Annotated in this window: 17 protein-coding genes; 3 read left to right on the top strand and 14 right to left on the bottom strand. The window is 41.5% G+C overall.

Annotated features, from left to right (window positions below; all coding sequences use genetic code 11):
• Positions 1–7: 7 nt before the first annotated feature.
• The 7 genes from ACE01R_RS13020 to ureE all read right to left on the bottom strand — a co-directional run bounded on the left by ACE01R_RS13020 (position 8) and on the right by ureE (position 4,176).
• Complete coding sequence (locus ACE01R_RS13020; protein ID WP_395551577.1) at positions 8–319, bottom strand: urease subunit beta; 312 nt, start codon at positions 317–319, stop codon at positions 8–10.
• A 9-nt stretch (positions 320–328) separates the two neighbouring features.
• Positions 329–631 (bottom strand): urease subunit gamma, encoded by a 303-nt coding sequence (gene ureA / locus ACE01R_RS13015; protein WP_291357286.1) that lies wholly within the window; start codon positions 629–631, stop codon positions 329–331.
• Between the two features lie 220 nt (positions 632–851).
• Positions 852–1,727, bottom strand: coding sequence for an urease accessory protein UreD (locus ACE01R_RS13010; RefSeq protein ID WP_395551576.1), 876 nt, complete (start codon positions 1,725–1,727; stop codon positions 852–854).
• A gap of 37 nt (positions 1,728–1,764) precedes the next feature.
• Complete coding sequence (locus ACE01R_RS13005; RefSeq protein WP_395551575.1) at positions 1,765–2,331, bottom strand: HupE/UreJ family protein; 567 nt, start codon at positions 2,329–2,331, stop codon at positions 1,765–1,767.
• A gap of 14 nt (positions 2,332–2,345) precedes the next feature.
• On the bottom strand, positions 2,346–2,960 hold the full coding sequence (gene ureG / locus ACE01R_RS13000; protein WP_291357280.1) for an urease accessory protein UreG: 615 nt from the start codon (positions 2,958–2,960) through the stop codon (positions 2,346–2,348).
• 81 nt (positions 2,961–3,041) lie between these two features.
• The gene (locus ACE01R_RS12995) at positions 3,042–3,707 is read right to left on the bottom strand and encodes an urease accessory protein UreF (RefSeq protein WP_395551574.1); all 666 of its coding nucleotides are present in this window, start codon (positions 3,705–3,707) and stop codon (positions 3,042–3,044) included.
• Positions 3,694–4,176: an urease accessory protein UreE gene (ureE, locus tag ACE01R_RS12990; RefSeq protein WP_395551573.1), complete on the bottom strand. Its 483-nt coding sequence runs from the start codon at positions 4,174–4,176 to the stop codon at positions 3,694–3,696. Before ureE ends, ACE01R_RS12995 begins: the two co-directional genes overlap by 14 nt.
• A 248-nt stretch (positions 4,177–4,424) precedes the next feature.
• On the opposite strand from ureE, the gene ACE01R_RS12985 reads away from it, so the two are divergent.
• Positions 4,425–5,129 carry a phospholipase D family protein gene (locus ACE01R_RS12985; RefSeq protein ID WP_395551572.1) on the top strand — a complete coding sequence of 235 codons (705 nt, stop codon included), beginning with the start codon at positions 4,425–4,427 and terminating at the stop codon, positions 5,127–5,129.
• A gap of 85 nt (positions 5,130–5,214) precedes the next feature.
• Here ACE01R_RS12985 and urtE read toward each other — a convergent pair whose 3' ends face one another.
• The 6 genes from urtE to ACE01R_RS12955 all read right to left on the bottom strand — a co-directional run bounded on the left by urtE (position 5,215) and on the right by ACE01R_RS12955 (position 13,427).
• Positions 5,215–5,913, bottom strand: a complete 699-nt coding sequence (gene urtE / locus ACE01R_RS12980; RefSeq protein ID WP_395551571.1) for an urea ABC transporter ATP-binding subunit UrtE — start codon at positions 5,911–5,913, stop codon at positions 5,215–5,217.
• A 10-nt stretch (positions 5,914–5,923) separates the two neighbouring features.
• Positions 5,924–6,742 (bottom strand): urea ABC transporter ATP-binding protein UrtD, encoded by an 819-nt coding sequence (gene urtD, locus ACE01R_RS12975; protein ID WP_395551570.1) that lies wholly within the window; start codon positions 6,740–6,742, stop codon positions 5,924–5,926.
• Positions 6,739–7,812 (bottom strand): urea ABC transporter permease subunit UrtC, encoded by a 1,074-nt coding sequence (gene urtC, locus ACE01R_RS12970; protein ID WP_395551569.1) that lies wholly within the window; start codon positions 7,810–7,812, stop codon positions 6,739–6,741. Before urtC ends, urtD begins: the two co-directional genes overlap by 4 nt.
• A 4-nt stretch (positions 7,813–7,816) precedes the next feature.
• A complete protein-coding gene (gene urtB, locus ACE01R_RS12965) occupies positions 7,817–9,457 on the bottom strand; it encodes an urea ABC transporter permease subunit UrtB (protein WP_395551568.1) in 1,641 nt (546 codons plus the stop codon).
• A gap of 99 nt (positions 9,458–9,556) precedes the next feature.
• Positions 9,557–10,840: an urea ABC transporter substrate-binding protein gene (gene urtA / locus ACE01R_RS12960; protein ID WP_395551567.1), complete on the bottom strand. Its 1,284-nt coding sequence runs from the start codon at positions 10,838–10,840 to the stop codon at positions 9,557–9,559.
• A 388-nt stretch (positions 10,841–11,228) separates the two neighbouring features.
• Positions 11,229–13,427, bottom strand: coding sequence for an OsmC domain/YcaO domain-containing protein (locus ACE01R_RS12955; RefSeq protein WP_395551566.1), 2,199 nt, complete (start codon positions 13,425–13,427; stop codon positions 11,229–11,231).
• A gap of 418 nt (positions 13,428–13,845) precedes the next feature.
• Between ACE01R_RS12955 and ACE01R_RS12950 the strand changes: the two genes are divergently transcribed.
• Positions 13,846–14,304, top strand: a complete 459-nt coding sequence (locus ACE01R_RS12950; RefSeq protein WP_395551565.1) for a hypothetical protein — start codon at positions 13,846–13,848, stop codon at positions 14,302–14,304.
• A 477-nt stretch (positions 14,305–14,781) separates the two neighbouring features.
• Positions 14,782–15,222, top strand: a complete 441-nt coding sequence (locus ACE01R_RS12945) for a DUF2147 domain-containing protein (protein ID WP_395551721.1) — start codon at positions 14,782–14,784, stop codon at positions 15,220–15,222.
• Between the two features lie 154 nt (positions 15,223–15,376).
• On the opposite strand, the gene ACE01R_RS12940 is transcribed toward ACE01R_RS12945, so the two are convergent.
• Positions 15,377–15,715, bottom strand: coding sequence for a hypothetical protein (locus tag ACE01R_RS12940; protein WP_395551564.1), 339 nt, complete (start codon positions 15,713–15,715; stop codon positions 15,377–15,379).
• Positions 15,716–16,304 lie beyond the last annotated feature (589 nt).

The following is a 16,304-nucleotide window of genomic DNA, read 5'->3' as shown; positions in this document are numbered from 1 at the left end:
GCGATTTTTATGAATCGAGCTTACCCATTACCCGGCCTGCAAAGCCATAAACTTCACGTTTCCCGGCAAGTGCCACCAATTCCACATCACGCTTTTGACCCGGTTCAAAACGGATGGCTGTCCCCGCTGCAATATTTAAGCGGAAACCTTTGGCCTGCTCACGGTCAAACTGCAAAGCATCATTGGCTTCAGCAAAGTGAAAATGTGAGCCGACCTGAATAGGACGGTCACCGATATTGGCTACGGTAATCTTTAAGGTTTCACGCCCGACATTCATTTCAATGTCGCTATCTGGTGTAAAAATTTCCCCAGGAATCATATGCCGCTCCTACACAATCGGTTGATGGACAGTGACCAGCTTTGATCCATCCGGAAATGTCGCTTCGACTTGCACTTCAGCAATCATTTCAGCAATGCCATCCATCACATCATCACGGGATAGCAATGTCGTGCCGTAATGCATCAATTCGCTGACGGTCATGCCGTCACGCGCACCCTCAAGCAATGCAGCAGAAATATAAGCAATCGCTTCGGGATAGTTCAGCTTTAAACCGCGTGCTTTACGACGTTCTGCCACCAAGCCCGCAGTAAAAATCAGCATTTTGTCTTTTTCTGTTGGATTGAGTTCCATATCTCTTTCCTAATCTATATCAATGTATTGAATGCAAAATGTGTGCAAGATTCGATATTTGGTGTTCTCCCTCCCTTTGGGATGAGAGACAATGTCTCGCAAGGAGGGATTAAATACGTTAATGCCCTCACCCCAACCCTCTCCCATAGGGAGAGGGAGATTGATTACAAAATTTATTCCGGAAACTTTCCCTCTCCTACCAGGAGAGGGAATAAAAGGATTACGTCCGCCAAATTCTTGGAAATGCTTCATCCAGATCAAACCAGTAGCGTCTTAATCGGGCACGTATGGCTGCAAAACCATCATGACAGTGACGTACATCATCACCTAAGAATCTGGCACAAATGACATCACCCAATACGGTTAAAGTAATCGGTACATCCATGCGCATGATCAGTTCACGAGTCAAATCAATATGTGCTTCCAGATGAACACTTGCACGATATTTTTCAGGCGGCACAGCCCAAAAACTGCCCATCACTGCATGACCATCCATGCCTAAACATGAATTCAGCCAGCGGTCATCACCCTTAAAATTTAAGCTATCTGCAACCAGAAGCTTGTCATTTCGCCATAGCTGAAAACGGTTTTGATAAGCCCCTTGTACAAACTGTTCATCACGTGCCTGCCGCCCGATCACCAACATATCCCAACCGATAAAACTGGCTGCAACATCTAAATGGACGATTGTTTCAGAACTGGCATTGGCACCATCAAACAGCATGGTTTCCTGCGGCAACCATTCAAAAACCGCATGATCATTTAAACGGATATGAATGTGCTGAAAAGCCTGCTTGCCATTGGTTCGATACCATTTTCCTGCGCCCGGCGTGGTCACCAAGGCATGGGCATTGGCATCCACCTGCATATCGAAAGTCAGATGATCACCACCGGCTATACCTGCTGGTGGGTGCACGATAATGGCATGACAAATGCCATTGGTTTCAGGCCATAACATCTTTTGGATGCGTACCGGACCATGATGCTTGCGGTGCTGCAATATGGTCCGCGCAGTCTGCTGTTGGGCCTGAAAACCCATTTCCAAACGTGCGTACCATAAATTCTGGTTCATGCTTCTTTCTGCAAGGTCATGCATCAAACAATTAACTCAGCATCAAAATTATTAAACAGTGTTAAGCCAGACCAATCACGGCGACAACCGCTGCCAGACCGCCAATAATTTGCTTGCCATAAGGCACATATTTATTCACGAATGCACCAAGAGCTAAGCCGATGCCATAGATCAATGCCATCGCTGTAACCATGCCGATAATCAGTAAAGATACATGTCCAGCTTGACCGAGTTCGCTGCCATGCGCCACGCCGTGGAAGTTGGCTAACAGTACCGCTGCCACAGGTAAGACCTTGCTGGATTTGCTCCATAAAGCTACAGCTACAAATACCAGTGAAGCAATAATGCCTGACTCCGCCAGTGAGGTGGATAGCATGCCTTCAGCACCCAACGTAAAGCCTGCAATCATGGCTGCTGCCAGACCCATTAGACCTGCAATTTTCCAGCGCTGATTTGCTGTCCACATCAATACCCCAAAAGCAATTGCCATCATGAGATGATCTAAACCAGTAAAGGGATGCATGAAGCCCGCCCAGAATCCGCTATGATGATCATGCCCCGGATGAGCCATTGCCAGCATTGGTAAAGCGGCAAATCCCGCAACCAGTAAGTGTTTAAATAAACGCATAATGAATTTCCCCTTTAAGACTTAAATAAACCTTGTTTTTCGATAAAGCTGATAATGTCGTTCAAGCCATCCTGAGTTTTCATATTGGAAAATAAAAATGGTTTATCGCCACGCATACGCTTCGCGTCCTGATCCATCACTTCAAGGCTGGCTCCGACCATTGGCGCCAAATCTGTTTTATTGATAATTAATAAGTCTGATTTGGTAATGCCTGGTCCACCTTTACGCGGAATCTTTTCACCACCCGCCACGTCAATCACATACAGGGTTAAATCGGACAATTCAGGACTAAAGGTTGCAGCCAGGTTATCGCCACCACTTTCAATAATAATCAGCTCCAGACCATCAAACTTTTCACACAGATCATCAATGGCAGCCAGGTTAATGGAGGCATCTTCACGAATCGCGGTATGCGGACAGCCACCTGTTTCCACGCCAACGATACGTTCTGGCGACATCGCTTCATGACGGGTTAAAAAGTTCGAATCTTCTTTGGTGTAAATGTCATTGGTGACTACTGCCATATTGTATTTTTCACGCAGTGCAAGACATAAATTCAAGGTTAAAGCGGTTTTACCTGATCCGACTGGACCGCCAATTCCAACGCGTAATGGACTACGTTCTGACATGTTGATTTCCTTTTTTACATTTTCTTGGCACTATTTTTTAAAGTGCTTTTTAATCTTTTTACTTATGTTCTGATCTGAAAATTAAGACCGGAATAAGCGTGAATACTGGGTTTCGTGCGACATGCTCAACATGGCATATTGCGGTAATGCGCTGCTGATCTCGTGATCTTCCAAAGCCAATGCAGCCTGCACCGCTGCAGGAATTTGCTGATGCAATTGCCATAAAATTCGCTGTCCGCTCATCTGCCCCAGCGGAATGGTTTTAACTGCCGCCAACACCTGATTTTCCAGTACGGTAAAACTATAGGCCGTTAATACATCAGCAAGATCTAGCCCCAACTCACCACATAAATGTGCATAGACCGGCACAAATCCCAGCTGCTTTTTCACACTTGGCGTTTGTTTCAATACATCTCTAATCCATGCATTCAAAGAAAATGCCAATTGCTGCGATTCAGCCAATAACTCTTTGGATTCGCGGCTGGCACGATAGAATTCTGCCCAATGCTGAAACTGTTCAGCATCATCAAAAGTTTCAACCAGACGCTTGAGTACCGGTAATTCAAAGCGGACCAGCAACATCTCCAGCACTTCATGAAAATAGCTCACGCAAGAGGCTTCATCGTGCAGCATGCCTTTTTCAATTGCGCTTTCTACCCCTTGCGAATAACAGTACGCTCCAATCGGCAGTGCCGTTGAAGACAAAGTCAGCAAGCTGAGCAGTTGTGATGCATTAGTGATGGACATGATGTAAAGCCTTGATTGGGCTTAAACGGTGATCATGTTGATGCTGGGCATAGGCGCCGCTTTCTGGTTCAAAAGGGTGCATCACTTCTTTCACTTCAAGGCCTAAACCCTGCACCATTTCGGCCAGTACATGATCTGGTTCAAAGTAAAGTGCTGAAGGTGTCAGCATCAAGGGGACATGACGATTTCCCAAGTGATAAGCTGCTTTTAATAAGTCGAAACTATTGTCTGTCATGACCTGCATGAGTTTTTCAGGCTTGGCATCTACACGAAGAATTTCACCCTGTTCAGTTGCAATAAAAGAACCACTGCGCAAAATTCCTGTACGCGGCAAATCTGCACCAATATCGATGCCATTATTTAAAGTTGCACGAAAACGGCTCTTTTGGCGTGTATCAAATGTGAGTTCCAGAGACTCAAAATTGCGTTCAGATGCAATGTTTTCCAAACGCTGCGTATAAATTTTCATAACTACCCTATGGATGTTTATAAATTCATCATTTGTTCCAAATTGAGACCAAATGTTTTTTAGAATTAAAAATTTGCATCAAAATAAAGCAGTTATCGTGCCAACTTGTTTTATCAGATGTTCTAAAGTTATATGGAAGGTAAAAGTCTGAAGTTTTTTAATTGAGCGTCTATAAGTCAAATTATTTTCTTGATTCAAAAATTTAAGCTAATATCTCTACAACTATTAAATAAGAATATGAGGGATACATGGCAAAATTTTTGAATACAAGCGGAACAAATTTCTTTTTAGAAGAACTTATTAAAAATGCCAAAGAACGTTTAATTTTAATTAGCCCATATTTACGTCTCAATGATCGCATTAAAGAACTATTAGAAGACAAAGACCGTCTTAAAATTGATATCCGTATTGTTTATGGAAAAAGTGATCTGCACCCTGACGAAATTAAATGGATGCAAAAACTGGATTATGTACGTCTGAGTTTCTGTAAAAATTTGCATGCGAAATGCTATTTGAATGAATCTGAGTGCATTATTTCAAGCTTAAATCTTTATGAGTTTAGCCAAGTTAACAATAATGAAATGGGGATTCTGATCCGTAAATATGAAGATAATGATGTGTTTAAAGAAGCTTATGAAGAAGCACAACGGATTATTCGTATTAGTGACGAAGTTCGTATTACATTGGATGAAGTAAAAGCAGAATCTCTCCCAATTGAAGATAATAAATCCGAAGAAAATACCGCTTTCACAAAACTGACTACAGCGAAGCTGGCAGCAAAACTTGGCTTAAAAACAGCGGACACTTTTGAAAAATTAATTACAAAAGGCTATCTGACACTAAATGAAAATGGAAAGCACTTTTTAACTGATGAAGGCAAATCTGTGGGTGGAGAATTCCGTACTGGTCAATATGGCATGTATTTTTTATGGAGTGAAAATACAGAGATTTAACAGTATTTATAAATCCCTCCAAACCTCCTTTTTAAAGGGAAACTTCTTTCCCTCTCCCTTTGGGAGAGGGTCAGGGAGAGGGAATTTAAATCGCCACTAACTCCCGAATCCCTTTTTCAGGCATTTCACTTCCCATACCTTGAGCAATCACCTGCCCGCGTGCCATGACGGTATAGCCATCTGCGAGCTCTTCAGCGAAATCATAGAACTGTTCTACCAGCACGATTGCCATTTCTCCACCATCGGCAAGTTTACGAATCACCTTACCGATATCCTTAATGATCGATGGCTGAATGCCTTCAGTCGGTTCATCCAATATCAATACCCGCGGTTCAGAAGCAAGTGCCCGGGCAATGGCTAATTGCTGTTGCTGACCACCGGACAAATCCCCACCTCGACGATGTTTCATCTCATACAGCACCGGGAAAATTTCATAAAGATGCTCGGGCACTTTACGCGTTTTCGCACCTTTAAATTTCGCCATACCAATCAGGATATTTTCCTCGACCGTTAAGATCGAAAAGATATCGCGTCCTTGCGGCACGTAAGCCAAACCTGCACGGACACGCTGTTCCGGACTGAGTTTGGAAATATCCTTACCATCCAGCAAGATCTGACCAGACTTAATTGGCAAAATGCCCATTAAACACTTGAGTAGCGTGGTTTTTCCTACGCCGTTACGGCCAAGCACCACCGAACATTCACCGACAGGCGCATGAAATGACACATCACGTAGAATGTGACTGCCACCATAAAACTGATTTACATCTTTTACTTCCAGCATCAGTCACTCCTTAACGCCCGAGATATTTTTCAATGACATCTTCATTGGCTTGTACTTCGGCCAATGTCCCTTCGGCTAAAATCGCCCCTTGGGCCAATACCGTAACTTTTTCACTGATGGTATCGATAAAGCTCATGTCATGTTCGACCACAACAAGGGTATGATTTTCCTTAAGTTCTAAACACAGCTCGGCAGTCCGTTCAGTTTCAGCATCGGTCATACCTGCTACAGGTTCATCCAACAAAATCAGTTTTGGACGTTGCATGAGTAACATGCCAATTTCTAGCCATTGCTTTTGACCATGCGATAGTAAACCAGCAGGTTTGTTGATAAATTCCTGCAAGCGGATTTGCTGTAAAGATTCATCCAGAGCATTTTGTGCATCGGGATCAAGCTTGCTGAAAAAGCTCTTCTTCACCCGTTTATCTTTCGGTGCGGCTAAGAGCAGATTTTCCATCACCGTAAAATTTTCAAACACGGTCGGTTTCTGAAATTTACGCCCGATCCCCGCTTCAGCAATTTCCTCGGTACTCATTTTCGCCAGATTATAGGTCTGGCCAAAAAATGCAGAACCTTCAGTAGGCCGGGTTTTACCGGTAATCACATCCATTAAGGTGGTTTTACCGGCACCATTTGGCCCGATAATGCAGCGCAGTTCCCCTTCTTCGATATACAGCGATAAATCATTTAGGGCACGGAAAGCATCAAACCAGACACTGACTTTTTCCAGATACAAGGCAATGCCATGACTAAAGTCCGGGCCTTGTTCTTTCAGTCGACCATAACTTTCAGAAGCATGGCCGCCATGAGGTTGTAGAATTTCACTCATTCGCTACGCTCCTTTTTAAAACGGTCAAACAAACCAATTACACCTTTAGGCAGGAAAATGGTGACCACAATAAATAACGCTCCCAGAATCAATAGCCATGCTTCCGGATAAGCCACAGTAAAGTAAGTTTTTACAGTATTGATCAGACCTGCACCCAAAATCGGACCGATTAGCGTACCGCGCCCACCTGCCGCCACCCAGACTGCCATTTCAATCGAGTTCACCGGGTTCATTTCACTGGGGTTAATAATGCCGGCTTGTGGCACATATAAGGCCCCTGCAATCCCTGCGATCACCGCAGACAGTACCCAGGCTGAAAGCTTGTACCATAGCGTGCGATAACCTAAATATTGCAGACGGTTTTCACTGTCACGAATGGCACCGAGCACTCGACCATAAGGTTTATTCATCAAATGGCGTAGGCCAACAAAACACAGTAATAGCACCAAGGCGGTGATAAAACACAGACTGGCACGCATGGGTGCAGAGGTAATATCCATGCCTAAAATAGTTTTAAAACCGGTAAAGCCATTATTTCCACCGAACCCTGTTTCATTGCGGAAGAATAAAAGTGCCGCAGCAAAGGTCATCGCTTGGGTGATAATCGAGAAATAAACGCCTTTGATTTTTGAGCGGAAGGCAAAGAAACCAAAAATAAAGGCAATTAATCCTGGCACCAACACCACAAGAATCATTGCCCACCAAAAGTGATTGGTTCCGACCCAAAACCAGGGTAATTCAGTCCAGCTCAAAAAGCGCATAAAGTCAGGTAGGCCATCGCCTGCGGATTGACGCATCAGGTACATGCCAAAGGCATAGCCGCCCAAAGCGAAATACAAGCCATGCCCCAAACTTAAAATACCGGCATAGCCCCAGACCAGATCAAGTGCCAAGGCAACTAAAGCCAGGCACATGATCTTGCCGATCAAGGTGATCCAATAGGCAGAAAGATGTAAGGCGGAATCTGCGGGCAATAAATGTAGCCACGGCAAAGCCAGTAAAATGGCAAAACATACGGAAATAGCAATTGCGCTATGAGGCTTATCTGACAGTAATGATGTGATTTTCATAGGCTTACTCCACAAAGCGTCCTTTCAGGGCAAACAAACCTTGTGGACGTTTCTGAATAAACAAAATCACAAGAACCAAGAGAATAATTTTTGCCAGTACTGCTCCCATGCCAATTTCCAGCACGGTACCACTCACGCCTAGACCAAGTGCTGCAAGCACAGCTCCCCAGACTTGACCAACCCCACCAACCACCACGACTAGGAAAGCATCAATAATGTAGTTTTGACCGAGGTCTGGCCCGACATTACCGACTTGAGCCAAGGCACAACCGGCAAGACCAGCTAGACCCGACCCCAGACCAAAGGCCATCATGTCAATGCGGCTAGAACGAATGCCCACTGCACGCGCCATTTGACGGTTTTGGGTTACGGCACGAACAAATAGACCAAAACGGGTTTTATTGAGCAGATAAACCAGAAGCAGTAATATAGCAACTGTGAATACAATGATGGCAATCCGGTTATATGGCAGCATCAGGCTAGGCGTAATCGAAATTCCGCCAGAAAGCCAGGAAATATTCGACACTTCTACGTTTTGTGCGCCAAAGATCATCCGGACCAGTTGCATCAGGATCAGACTGACCCCAAAAGTTGCCAATAAGGTTTCCAGTTGACGGCCATATAAAGGACGAATCACGGTACGTTCGATCAGCATGCCAATGACTGCGCTGACTATAAACGCCGCAGGAATTGCCGCAATTAGATACCAGTCCACCAGACCACTGAAATGGGACTTAAAGAAAGTTTGTACCACATAGGTGGTATAAGCTCCAATCATGATCAGCTCGCCATGCGCCATATTAATCACACCGAGCAGTCCATAAGTAATCGCCAATCCAAGTGCTGCAAGCAATAAAATGCTGGCCGTACTGAATCCTGAAAATACATGTCCGGTCCATTCACTGGCTTGAATCCGGGTTTTGATACTGCTTTGGGCAGCTGTTAATGCCGCTTTAAGATCGGGATGTAAATTTGACTGGCTCAGCTCTTGCTCCACCAATGCCAATACATCTGGGCGATTAGATTCTTTTAAAACTTTTGCCGCCTGAATTTTGACCACTAGATCATCAGACTGATAATCCAGACGAGCTTTTAACTGTGCAAAACGGGCTTTAACACCCTTATTTTTTTCATTTAAATACAGCTGGTTGATAGCTTTTGCATCCAACTCGGATAAGTTATTTTCTAAGATATCAATTGCTTCAATACGTTGAGAGGCTTCTTCTGAATTTAATTTCTTTTTTGCCTGACCAAAGGCCAATGCCTTGCTTAAGGTATTTACCAAAGTGACTTGGGATAAATCTGACGGCCAGGTTTCAATGGCTTTATGAGCTGGGTAACTGAACAGTTTGTCTTCTGCTTCCAGAATATAGGTATTGCCTGCACTATCGGTATAAAGCTGATCTTTTTCTACAAATTCGGCCAGTTGATTAAGCTGTTCAATACTGGATGGCCATTGATTAAGCAAGGCACGACGCTGGGTAAAATCGCCACGGACAAATTGCTGAATCGCATCTTCTGTAGGACTAACTTGAGTCTTATGCGCTGTTTCTATTGTCGTTTGAGTTTCAGCATGAGCTATGTTGAGCCATAGGCACTGACTCAAAATCAAAAATATAATCGTGAAATTTAGGCGAGTGAACATTCGTGTCCTCCCTATTTATATATAAATGTAAAGCTGCCCCAAACGGGAAATGAAAATCAAGAAAAAGCCTGCTACCAACGCAGCAGGCTAAAGAGAACATTATTTAGGAATATATGGGCTCCAAGGCTCAGCTGGAATAGTTTTTGGTGTCTTGTAGACCACATCAAACTGGCCATCACCACGAATCTGACCAATCATCACCGGTTTATGTAAATGATGGTTGCTTGCATCCATTTGCAGCTTATAACCTGAAGGTGCATCAAAAGATTGTCCTGCCATTGCTTCACGGACTTTATCCACATCGGTCGAACCGGCTTTTTCAACCGCCTGTTTCCACATGTTTATGCCGACATACGTTGCTTCCATCGGGTCATTGGTGACAAACTTGTCTGCATTCGGCAATTTGTATTCCACCGCATACTGTTTCATTTTGCCGATAAATTCAGTATTTTTCGGATTTTTAACCGACATGAAATAGTTCCATGCCGCGAGATGTCCGACCAGTGGCTTGGTATCAATACCGCGAAGTTCTTCTTCACCCACCGAGAACGCCATTACTGGAATGTCTGCAGCTTTAATGCCCTGGTTACCCAGTTCACGATAGAATGGTACGTTGGAGTCGCCGTTGATGGTCGAGATCACTGCCGTTTTCTTACCCGCAGCAAATTTTTTCACATTGCCTACAATGGTTTGATAGTTACTATGCCCGAATGGCGTGTATTCTTCCATAATGTCTGTATCAGCAATGCCTTTAGACTTCAGGAAAGCCCGTAAAATTTTATTGGTAGTTCGAGGGTAGACATAGTCTGTACCTAACAAGACAAAACGTTGTGCCTTACCACCTTCTTCGCTCATCAGGTATTCAACAGCTGGAATCGCTTGCTGGTTAGGTGCCGCACCTGTATAGAAAATATTTTTAGACTGCTCCTGACCTTCATATTGCACTGGATAGAACAATAAGCCATTCAGCTCTTCCACTACAGGCAAGACAGATTTACGCGAAACTGAAGTCCAGCAACCAAAAATGACGGCAACTTTGTCTTGGGTAATCAGCTGACGTGCTTTTTCAGCAAAAAGCGGCCAGTCGGATGCAGGGTCAACCACGACAGGCTCTAATTTTTTCCCCATCACCCCGCCCTTGGCATTAATTTCATTAATGGCCATCAGCGCTGTATCTTTTAAAGAGGTTTCTGAAATAGCCATAGTCCCTGACAGTGAGTGTAGAATCCCCACTTTAATGGTATCGCCAGTTGCAGCAGCTTTGGCTTCACTTGCTGGTGCTTCTGTCTTTTCTGCCGGTTTAGAGCAACCAGTCAATACCAAACTCCCCATCATTGCTACAGCAAGTAAACTTTTTGAAAACTTTTTTTGTTCGACTTTCATGTACTTCTCTCTTTAGGCTTTTCTTAGAAAATTTGAGAGAAGCTATTCAAATAGTGTGCCAATATTTATTTTTTAAATTAAGCTATTGTATTTATTTAAATATTTAAAATTTATAAAACTATCATTTAAATCCTTCAGCGCACCAAAACAATCTATGTGCTCAAATAGATGAGAGATCCATCCGTAATTACAGCTAAAATTGATACAGGGCTTATACAAAATGCCCGATTTATGATCATCTCTTCAGCTTATTTCAGGTCTCTGATTCAATTGTACAAAAATGATTGTTCTAAGCTACATACAATAAAAAACGGCTTAATCATGATGATTAAGCCGTTTTTTATTTATATCCGCATGGGCAAAAAGACTTGAGTTAGCCTCAATAACTTTACTTCAGCAAAGATTTGCCGCGCGCCATATGCAGTTTTTTGTAGCTGTCGATCAGACGTAAATGACGGTCTAAACCTTCAAGTTTCATGCTGGTTTCAGTTAGGCCATAGAAACGGATACTGCCGTCCATCGAGCCAATTACCGCATCCATACGCTCATCACCAAACATACGGCGGAAATTGGCTTCGTAATCATTCAAGTCCATGTCATCATCAAGTTCTACTTCTAGAACCACGTTCATGCACTGATAGAATAAGCCACGCTCAACGGTATTGGTGTTGTACTGCAGGAAGGTTTCCACCAGCTCTTTGGCTTCTTCAAACTCTTGCAAAGCAATATAAATGAGCAGTTTTAACTCTAGAATGGTGAGCTGGCCCCAAACGGTATTGTCGTCAAACTCGACCCCAATCAAAGTGGTAATGTCGGTGTAATCATCGACTTCAACTTCTTCTAGACGTTCAACCAAAGCGACCAGCTGGTCTTCATCTAAACGATGCAGGTTCAGGATATCTTCACGGAACAATAATGCCTTGTTGGTATTATCCCAAATTAAATCTTCAACCAGATAAATTTCCGAATAATCAGGAACCAAAATACGGCAAGCGGTTGCACCTAAATGCTCATACACTGCCATATATACTTCTTTGCCCATATCTTCGAGAATGCCGAACATGGTTGCGGCTTCCTCAGCATTACTGTTTTTACCTTCGTCAGTGAAGTCCCACTCCACAAACTCATAGTCAGACTTGGAACTAAAGAAACGCCATGACACGACACCGCTAGAATCAATAAAGTGCTCGACAAAGTTATTCGGCTCGGTTACAGCGTTACTGCTGAATGTCGGTTTAGGCAGATCATTCAGGCCTTCAAAACTACGGCCTTGGAGCAATTCAGTTAAGCTGCGCTCGAGAGCCACTTCCAATTTTGGATGTGCACCAAAAGAGGCAAATACACCACCAGTACGTGGGTTCATTAAGGTTACGCACATTACCGGATACTTACCGCCCAAAGATGCATCTTTAACCAGTACAGGGAAGCCCTGTTCTTCCAGACCTTGAATGCCTGCCACAATGCCTGGATATTTTGCCAAGACATCTTCAGGTACATCTGGCAGTGCAATTTCACCTTCTAAAATTTCGCGTTTAACGGCACGTTCGAAAATTTCAGATAAACACTGGACTTGTGCTTCCGCCAAGGTATTCCCTGCACTCATACCATTAGAGAGATATAAGTTTTCAATCAGATTGGATGGGAAATAAACCGTTTCACCATCTGACTGACGCACAAATGGCAATGAACAGATACCGCGCACAGTATTACCCGAGTTGGTATCATACAAATGTGTGCCGAGCAGTTCATCATCAGGGTTATAAATTTCTAAGGTGTATTCATCCAGAATTTCTTTTGGCAATTCACCATTTGGTCCTGGCTTGAACCATTTTTCATCCGGGAAATGTACAAACTCCGCATTGGCGATGTCTTCACCCCAGAACTGGTCGTTATAGAAGAAGTTACAGTTCAAGCGCTCAATGAATTCACCCAAGGCCGAAGCCAAAGCGCTTTCCTTGGTCGAACCTTTACCGTTAGTAAAACACATTGGAGATTGTGCATCGCGAATATGTAAAGACCACACATTCGGTACAATGTTGCGCCATGATGCGATTTCAATCTTCATCCCCAAGTTCGCCATAATGCCAGACATATTGGCAATGGTTTCTTCTAAAGGCAGATCTTTACCGGGAATATAGGTGCTGCTTTCCGAAGCCAAGCTCGGCATCAGCAGGGCTTGTGCATCGGCATCAATGCTTTCCACTTCTTCGATCACAAATTCCGGACCGGTTTGGATCACTTTCTTAACCGTACAGCGATCAATGGAACGCAAAATGCCTTGGCGGTCTTTTTCGGAAATATCGGCTGGTAGTTCAACCTGAATTTTAAAAATCTGCTTGTAACGGTTTTCAGGGTCTACAATATTGTTTTGCGACAAACGGATATTATCGGTTGGAATATCACGCGCTGCACAGTACACCTTTACAAAGTAAGCGGCACATAAGGCTGATGACGCAAGAAAATAGTCGAATGGACCTGGCGCTGAACCGTCGCCTTTATAGCGAATGGGTTGATCGGCGATTACCGTGAAATCATCGAACTTGGCTTCTTGTCGAAGGTTGTCAAGATAATTGACCTTAATTTCCATGCTGGCACCTAAATATTTTTATGTGTCAGTGCAACACATAAAAATCAAAAAAAATAAAATATAAGCCGAATCAGGGATAAGAAATTGACTTAAGAAATAGTGTGACTAGTGTCATGCGTGCAGCATCCCGAACGACTGACCCTAGAAATGATGGACAGTATTATAGAGTGATTTTGTCTGATGTTCTCTCCTATTTATGAAAAATGCTTAAAACAGGATAACTTGTATAGAAAGTGAAAGTTAGATCAAATAATTAAATTAATAGATTGAAATATATCAATTTATTTAGGTTTTAGTGCTAAAATGTGTTTTAGATAAACAGAAGTTAGAGAAAGGTTGGAAAAACCACTTTTTCTCTGTGACTTAATTTATATAAATCAATATTTTTAAAAATTATACATACTGGAAAAACATACAAATGGGCATTGCTGTTTTCTGTCTAATTTTTGGTTTTATGGTGGGCTACTTATTTAATGATACCCAACATAAAAAGGAAAAACTTAAAGTAAAGGCATCATCAAAAACCCGAAATGTCTATTTATTAAGCTATAATGAAAGACAACGGGCAAAAATAAGATATCTCAGTGATGCAGATAGAATCCGAGAGTTAAATTTGCTTTCACAAAATGAAAGTAAATTTATGCGATTATTACAACACCAATTTTTAGATCATCAATTAATTATCAAAGACAGAAGATTTTATATAGTAGATCAGGACAACTACCCAATTGCGATATTTGAATATCGCGATGGAAGCAAAGAATTAAAAGTTAAAGATTCTGAAGATGGATTGCCAGTATTTTTATACAAAGCAATTCTCTCCAGTGAAGCAATTGCAGAAGATAAATTATCACTCACATCGAAGAAAGTAGCATAACAATATATCTTTACCCAATTTAACTTTAACCTTTACCATGAATTGCAGACCATCAAATTGCGCCTAGAGAACTGACTCTATTGGATTTATTATGCATTATAACTGATTTCTAAACAGCCATGTTGTTAAAGATAAGCTCGCTCCCGTCATCCTTAGCATAAGAACAAAACTTTTTTAAGCTGACTAAAATGATTTGCAGGCTCCAACTTTATAATCTTAAATAGGCTCAACTATTATTTATTCATTTTGTTATGATTTTAGAGAAATAGGATAAAAAATGTACCCCAACTCAGAATTCAAAACATAAATCCATGAAAAATCCACAATAATTACAATATTTTTTAGCATCGTTTTATCTGAACATGGTGCTTCGATGCATTTTGTAGCTGTTGAAGTCAGAGATCAGATCGATATTAGATCTGTTTCTTTTGGCTTCGACCTGAATAAACGCTTACTCAAATCAGTTGAGGTCTAATGATGATAAAAACAACATTCAGTATATTGGGACTATCTCTCGTTTCTACGCTAGCTCTAGCCTCCGACCCCTTACATGGCAGTAAGTGGAAAACTATTGATGATGAAACAAAAAAACCTTTATCCATTGTGCAATTTACAGAAAACTCTCAAGGTGTGCTCTCTGCAAAAATTATTCATGTATTGGAGGGAACTGAAGGTGAAAAATGTACCAAATGCAAAGGGAAATTTTATAACAAACCGCTTAAAGGCGTGCAAATTGTATCTGGTCTGAAAAAGGCTACTCACAATAGTTATGATGGCGGAAAAATTACCGATCCTAAAAATGGTAAAACCTATAGCTTCAATGCCAAATTATCCCCAGATGGCAAAACATTAAGTGGTCGGGGTTATATTGGTATTTCCGCGTTGGGTCGAAGCCAGACTTGGTTACGTATCAATTAACAAGGTTAAATTAAATCAAATAAAGGCGACTTCAATCAGTCGCTTTTATTTGCAAATGTGACATTTCCCATTCAACAACGCGGCTACAAACCTTAGTCCTCTCTTGCCCTGAGATTGTTGGCATGTACTTGCGACACACTTAAATCGGTAACAATCATTCATCAGCTACTTTAAGTTGATAACCCATTTTTTCAGCTTCATTTAAGACATTACTTTTTACCTTAAAAACTACCATTTTCCCATCTTCAGCTCCACATAAAGTGATATGCATCATTTGATCCATACCAATTTCAGCAGCAAAAACTTTAATATTTGCCTGCTCTAATTCATGTTTAAGTTGCTGAAGCTGATCATTGGCATTAACTTCCGAACACTGCTTGGTTCCTAATGACTTTGTAATCATGATAAAGGGCGTTTGATCTGTACTATGAGTTTGACATCCCCCTAACCCAAATAGCGCCATTACGACAAAACATATATGTTTCTTGATCATGCTGATTCCATCCATAACATCTCTAAGGCAAAGATTATAAAAAATGTTTTTATCTCAATATTAATTTATCCGTCTTACACCTTATTGTGAAAAATTTATAAATAAAATCAATTAAATATGGTAAATATATGACCTTTTAATTACCATTAAACGTACCTGAAACTATAAGAGTTTCTAACTTCAAAAATCCACCTTCCATTACTGGGATTTCATAAAAAATGAGTTTATCAAACTGGATATTCATATAAAAATAAGCGTGTATAAGTAAAAAAAAAATTATTCAAAAACACATCATTTATTTTGCATATTCATGCTTCTTATCCTGTGTAAATATATTATATGAATTTAACTGGGTTTTATAAGATTCACGTTATAAGATCTTTAAATTAAAAAATTATTTATTTTATTAATATTTTGAAAAAATATTTCAAAATAATACCAATTCAACACTCAAAGTTAATATATTTTTCATTAGATCTCTTTCATAAATCAAAAAATGACCACCTTTTTGATTGATATTTTCACTCTAATTTTCTTAGCATTCGTGCATAATCTGCGGATGAAATACATCAATTCAAAGAAGCTTTCT

This window comes from Acinetobacter sp. BSP-28, from assembly GCF_044130285.1.
In the GTDB taxonomy this organism is placed as follows: Bacteria; Pseudomonadota; Gammaproteobacteria; order Pseudomonadales; family Moraxellaceae; genus Acinetobacter.
This window is presented reverse-complemented; position numbering and strand designations above follow the sequence as displayed.

Excerpts from the sequence above, each read along its gene's own strand:
- ACE01R_RS12950 (WP_395551565.1), top strand. The coding sequence starts at position 13,846 with ATGGGCATTGCTGTTTTCTGTCTAATTTTTGGTTTTATGGTGGGCTAC.
- ACE01R_RS12945 (WP_395551721.1), top strand. The coding sequence starts at position 14,782 with ATGATAAAAACAACATTCAGTATATTGGGACTATCTCTCGTTTCTACG.
- urtE (WP_395551571.1), bottom strand. The coding sequence starts at position 5,913 with ATGCTGGAAGTAAAAGATGTAAATCAGTTTTATGGTGGCAGTCACATT.
- ACE01R_RS12955 (WP_395551566.1), bottom strand. The coding sequence starts at position 13,427 with ATGGAAATTAAGGTCAATTATCTTGACAACCTTCGACAAGAAGCCAAG.
- ACE01R_RS13010 (WP_395551576.1), bottom strand. The coding sequence starts at position 1,727 with ATGCATGACCTTGCAGAAAGAAGCATGAACCAGAATTTATGGTACGCA.
- urtC (WP_395551569.1), bottom strand. The coding sequence starts at position 7,812 with ATGAAAATCACATCATTACTGTCAGATAAGCCTCATAGCGCAATTGCT.
- ureA (WP_291357286.1), bottom strand. The coding sequence starts at position 631 with ATGGAACTCAATCCAACAGAAAAAGACAAAATGCTGATTTTTACTGCG.
- urtD (WP_395551570.1), bottom strand. The coding sequence starts at position 6,742 with ATGAGTGAAATTCTACAACCTCATGGCGGCCATGCTTCTGAAAGTTAT.
- ureE (WP_395551573.1), bottom strand. The coding sequence starts at position 4,176 with ATGAAAATTTATACGCAGCGTTTGGAAAACATTGCATCTGAACGCAAT.
- ACE01R_RS12940 (WP_395551564.1), bottom strand. The coding sequence starts at position 15,715 with ATGATCAAGAAACATATATGTTTTGTCGTAATGGCGCTATTTGGGTTA.
- ACE01R_RS13005 (WP_395551575.1), bottom strand. The coding sequence starts at position 2,331 with ATGCGTTTATTTAAACACTTACTGGTTGCGGGATTTGCCGCTTTACCA.
- ACE01R_RS13020 (WP_395551577.1), bottom strand. The coding sequence starts at position 319 with ATGATTCCTGGGGAAATTTTTACACCAGATAGCGACATTGAAATGAAT.
- urtA (WP_395551567.1), bottom strand. The coding sequence starts at position 10,840 with ATGAAAGTCGAACAAAAAAAGTTTTCAAAAAGTTTACTTGCTGTAGCA.
- ACE01R_RS12985 (WP_395551572.1), top strand. The coding sequence starts at position 4,425 with ATGGCAAAATTTTTGAATACAAGCGGAACAAATTTCTTTTTAGAAGAA.
- urtB (WP_395551568.1), bottom strand. The coding sequence starts at position 9,457 with ATGTTCACTCGCCTAAATTTCACGATTATATTTTTGATTTTGAGTCAG.
- ureG (WP_291357280.1), bottom strand. The coding sequence starts at position 2,960 with ATGTCAGAACGTAGTCCATTACGCGTTGGAATTGGCGGTCCAGTCGGA.
- ACE01R_RS12995 (WP_395551574.1), bottom strand. The coding sequence starts at position 3,707 with ATGTCCATCACTAATGCATCACAACTGCTCAGCTTGCTGACTTTGTCT.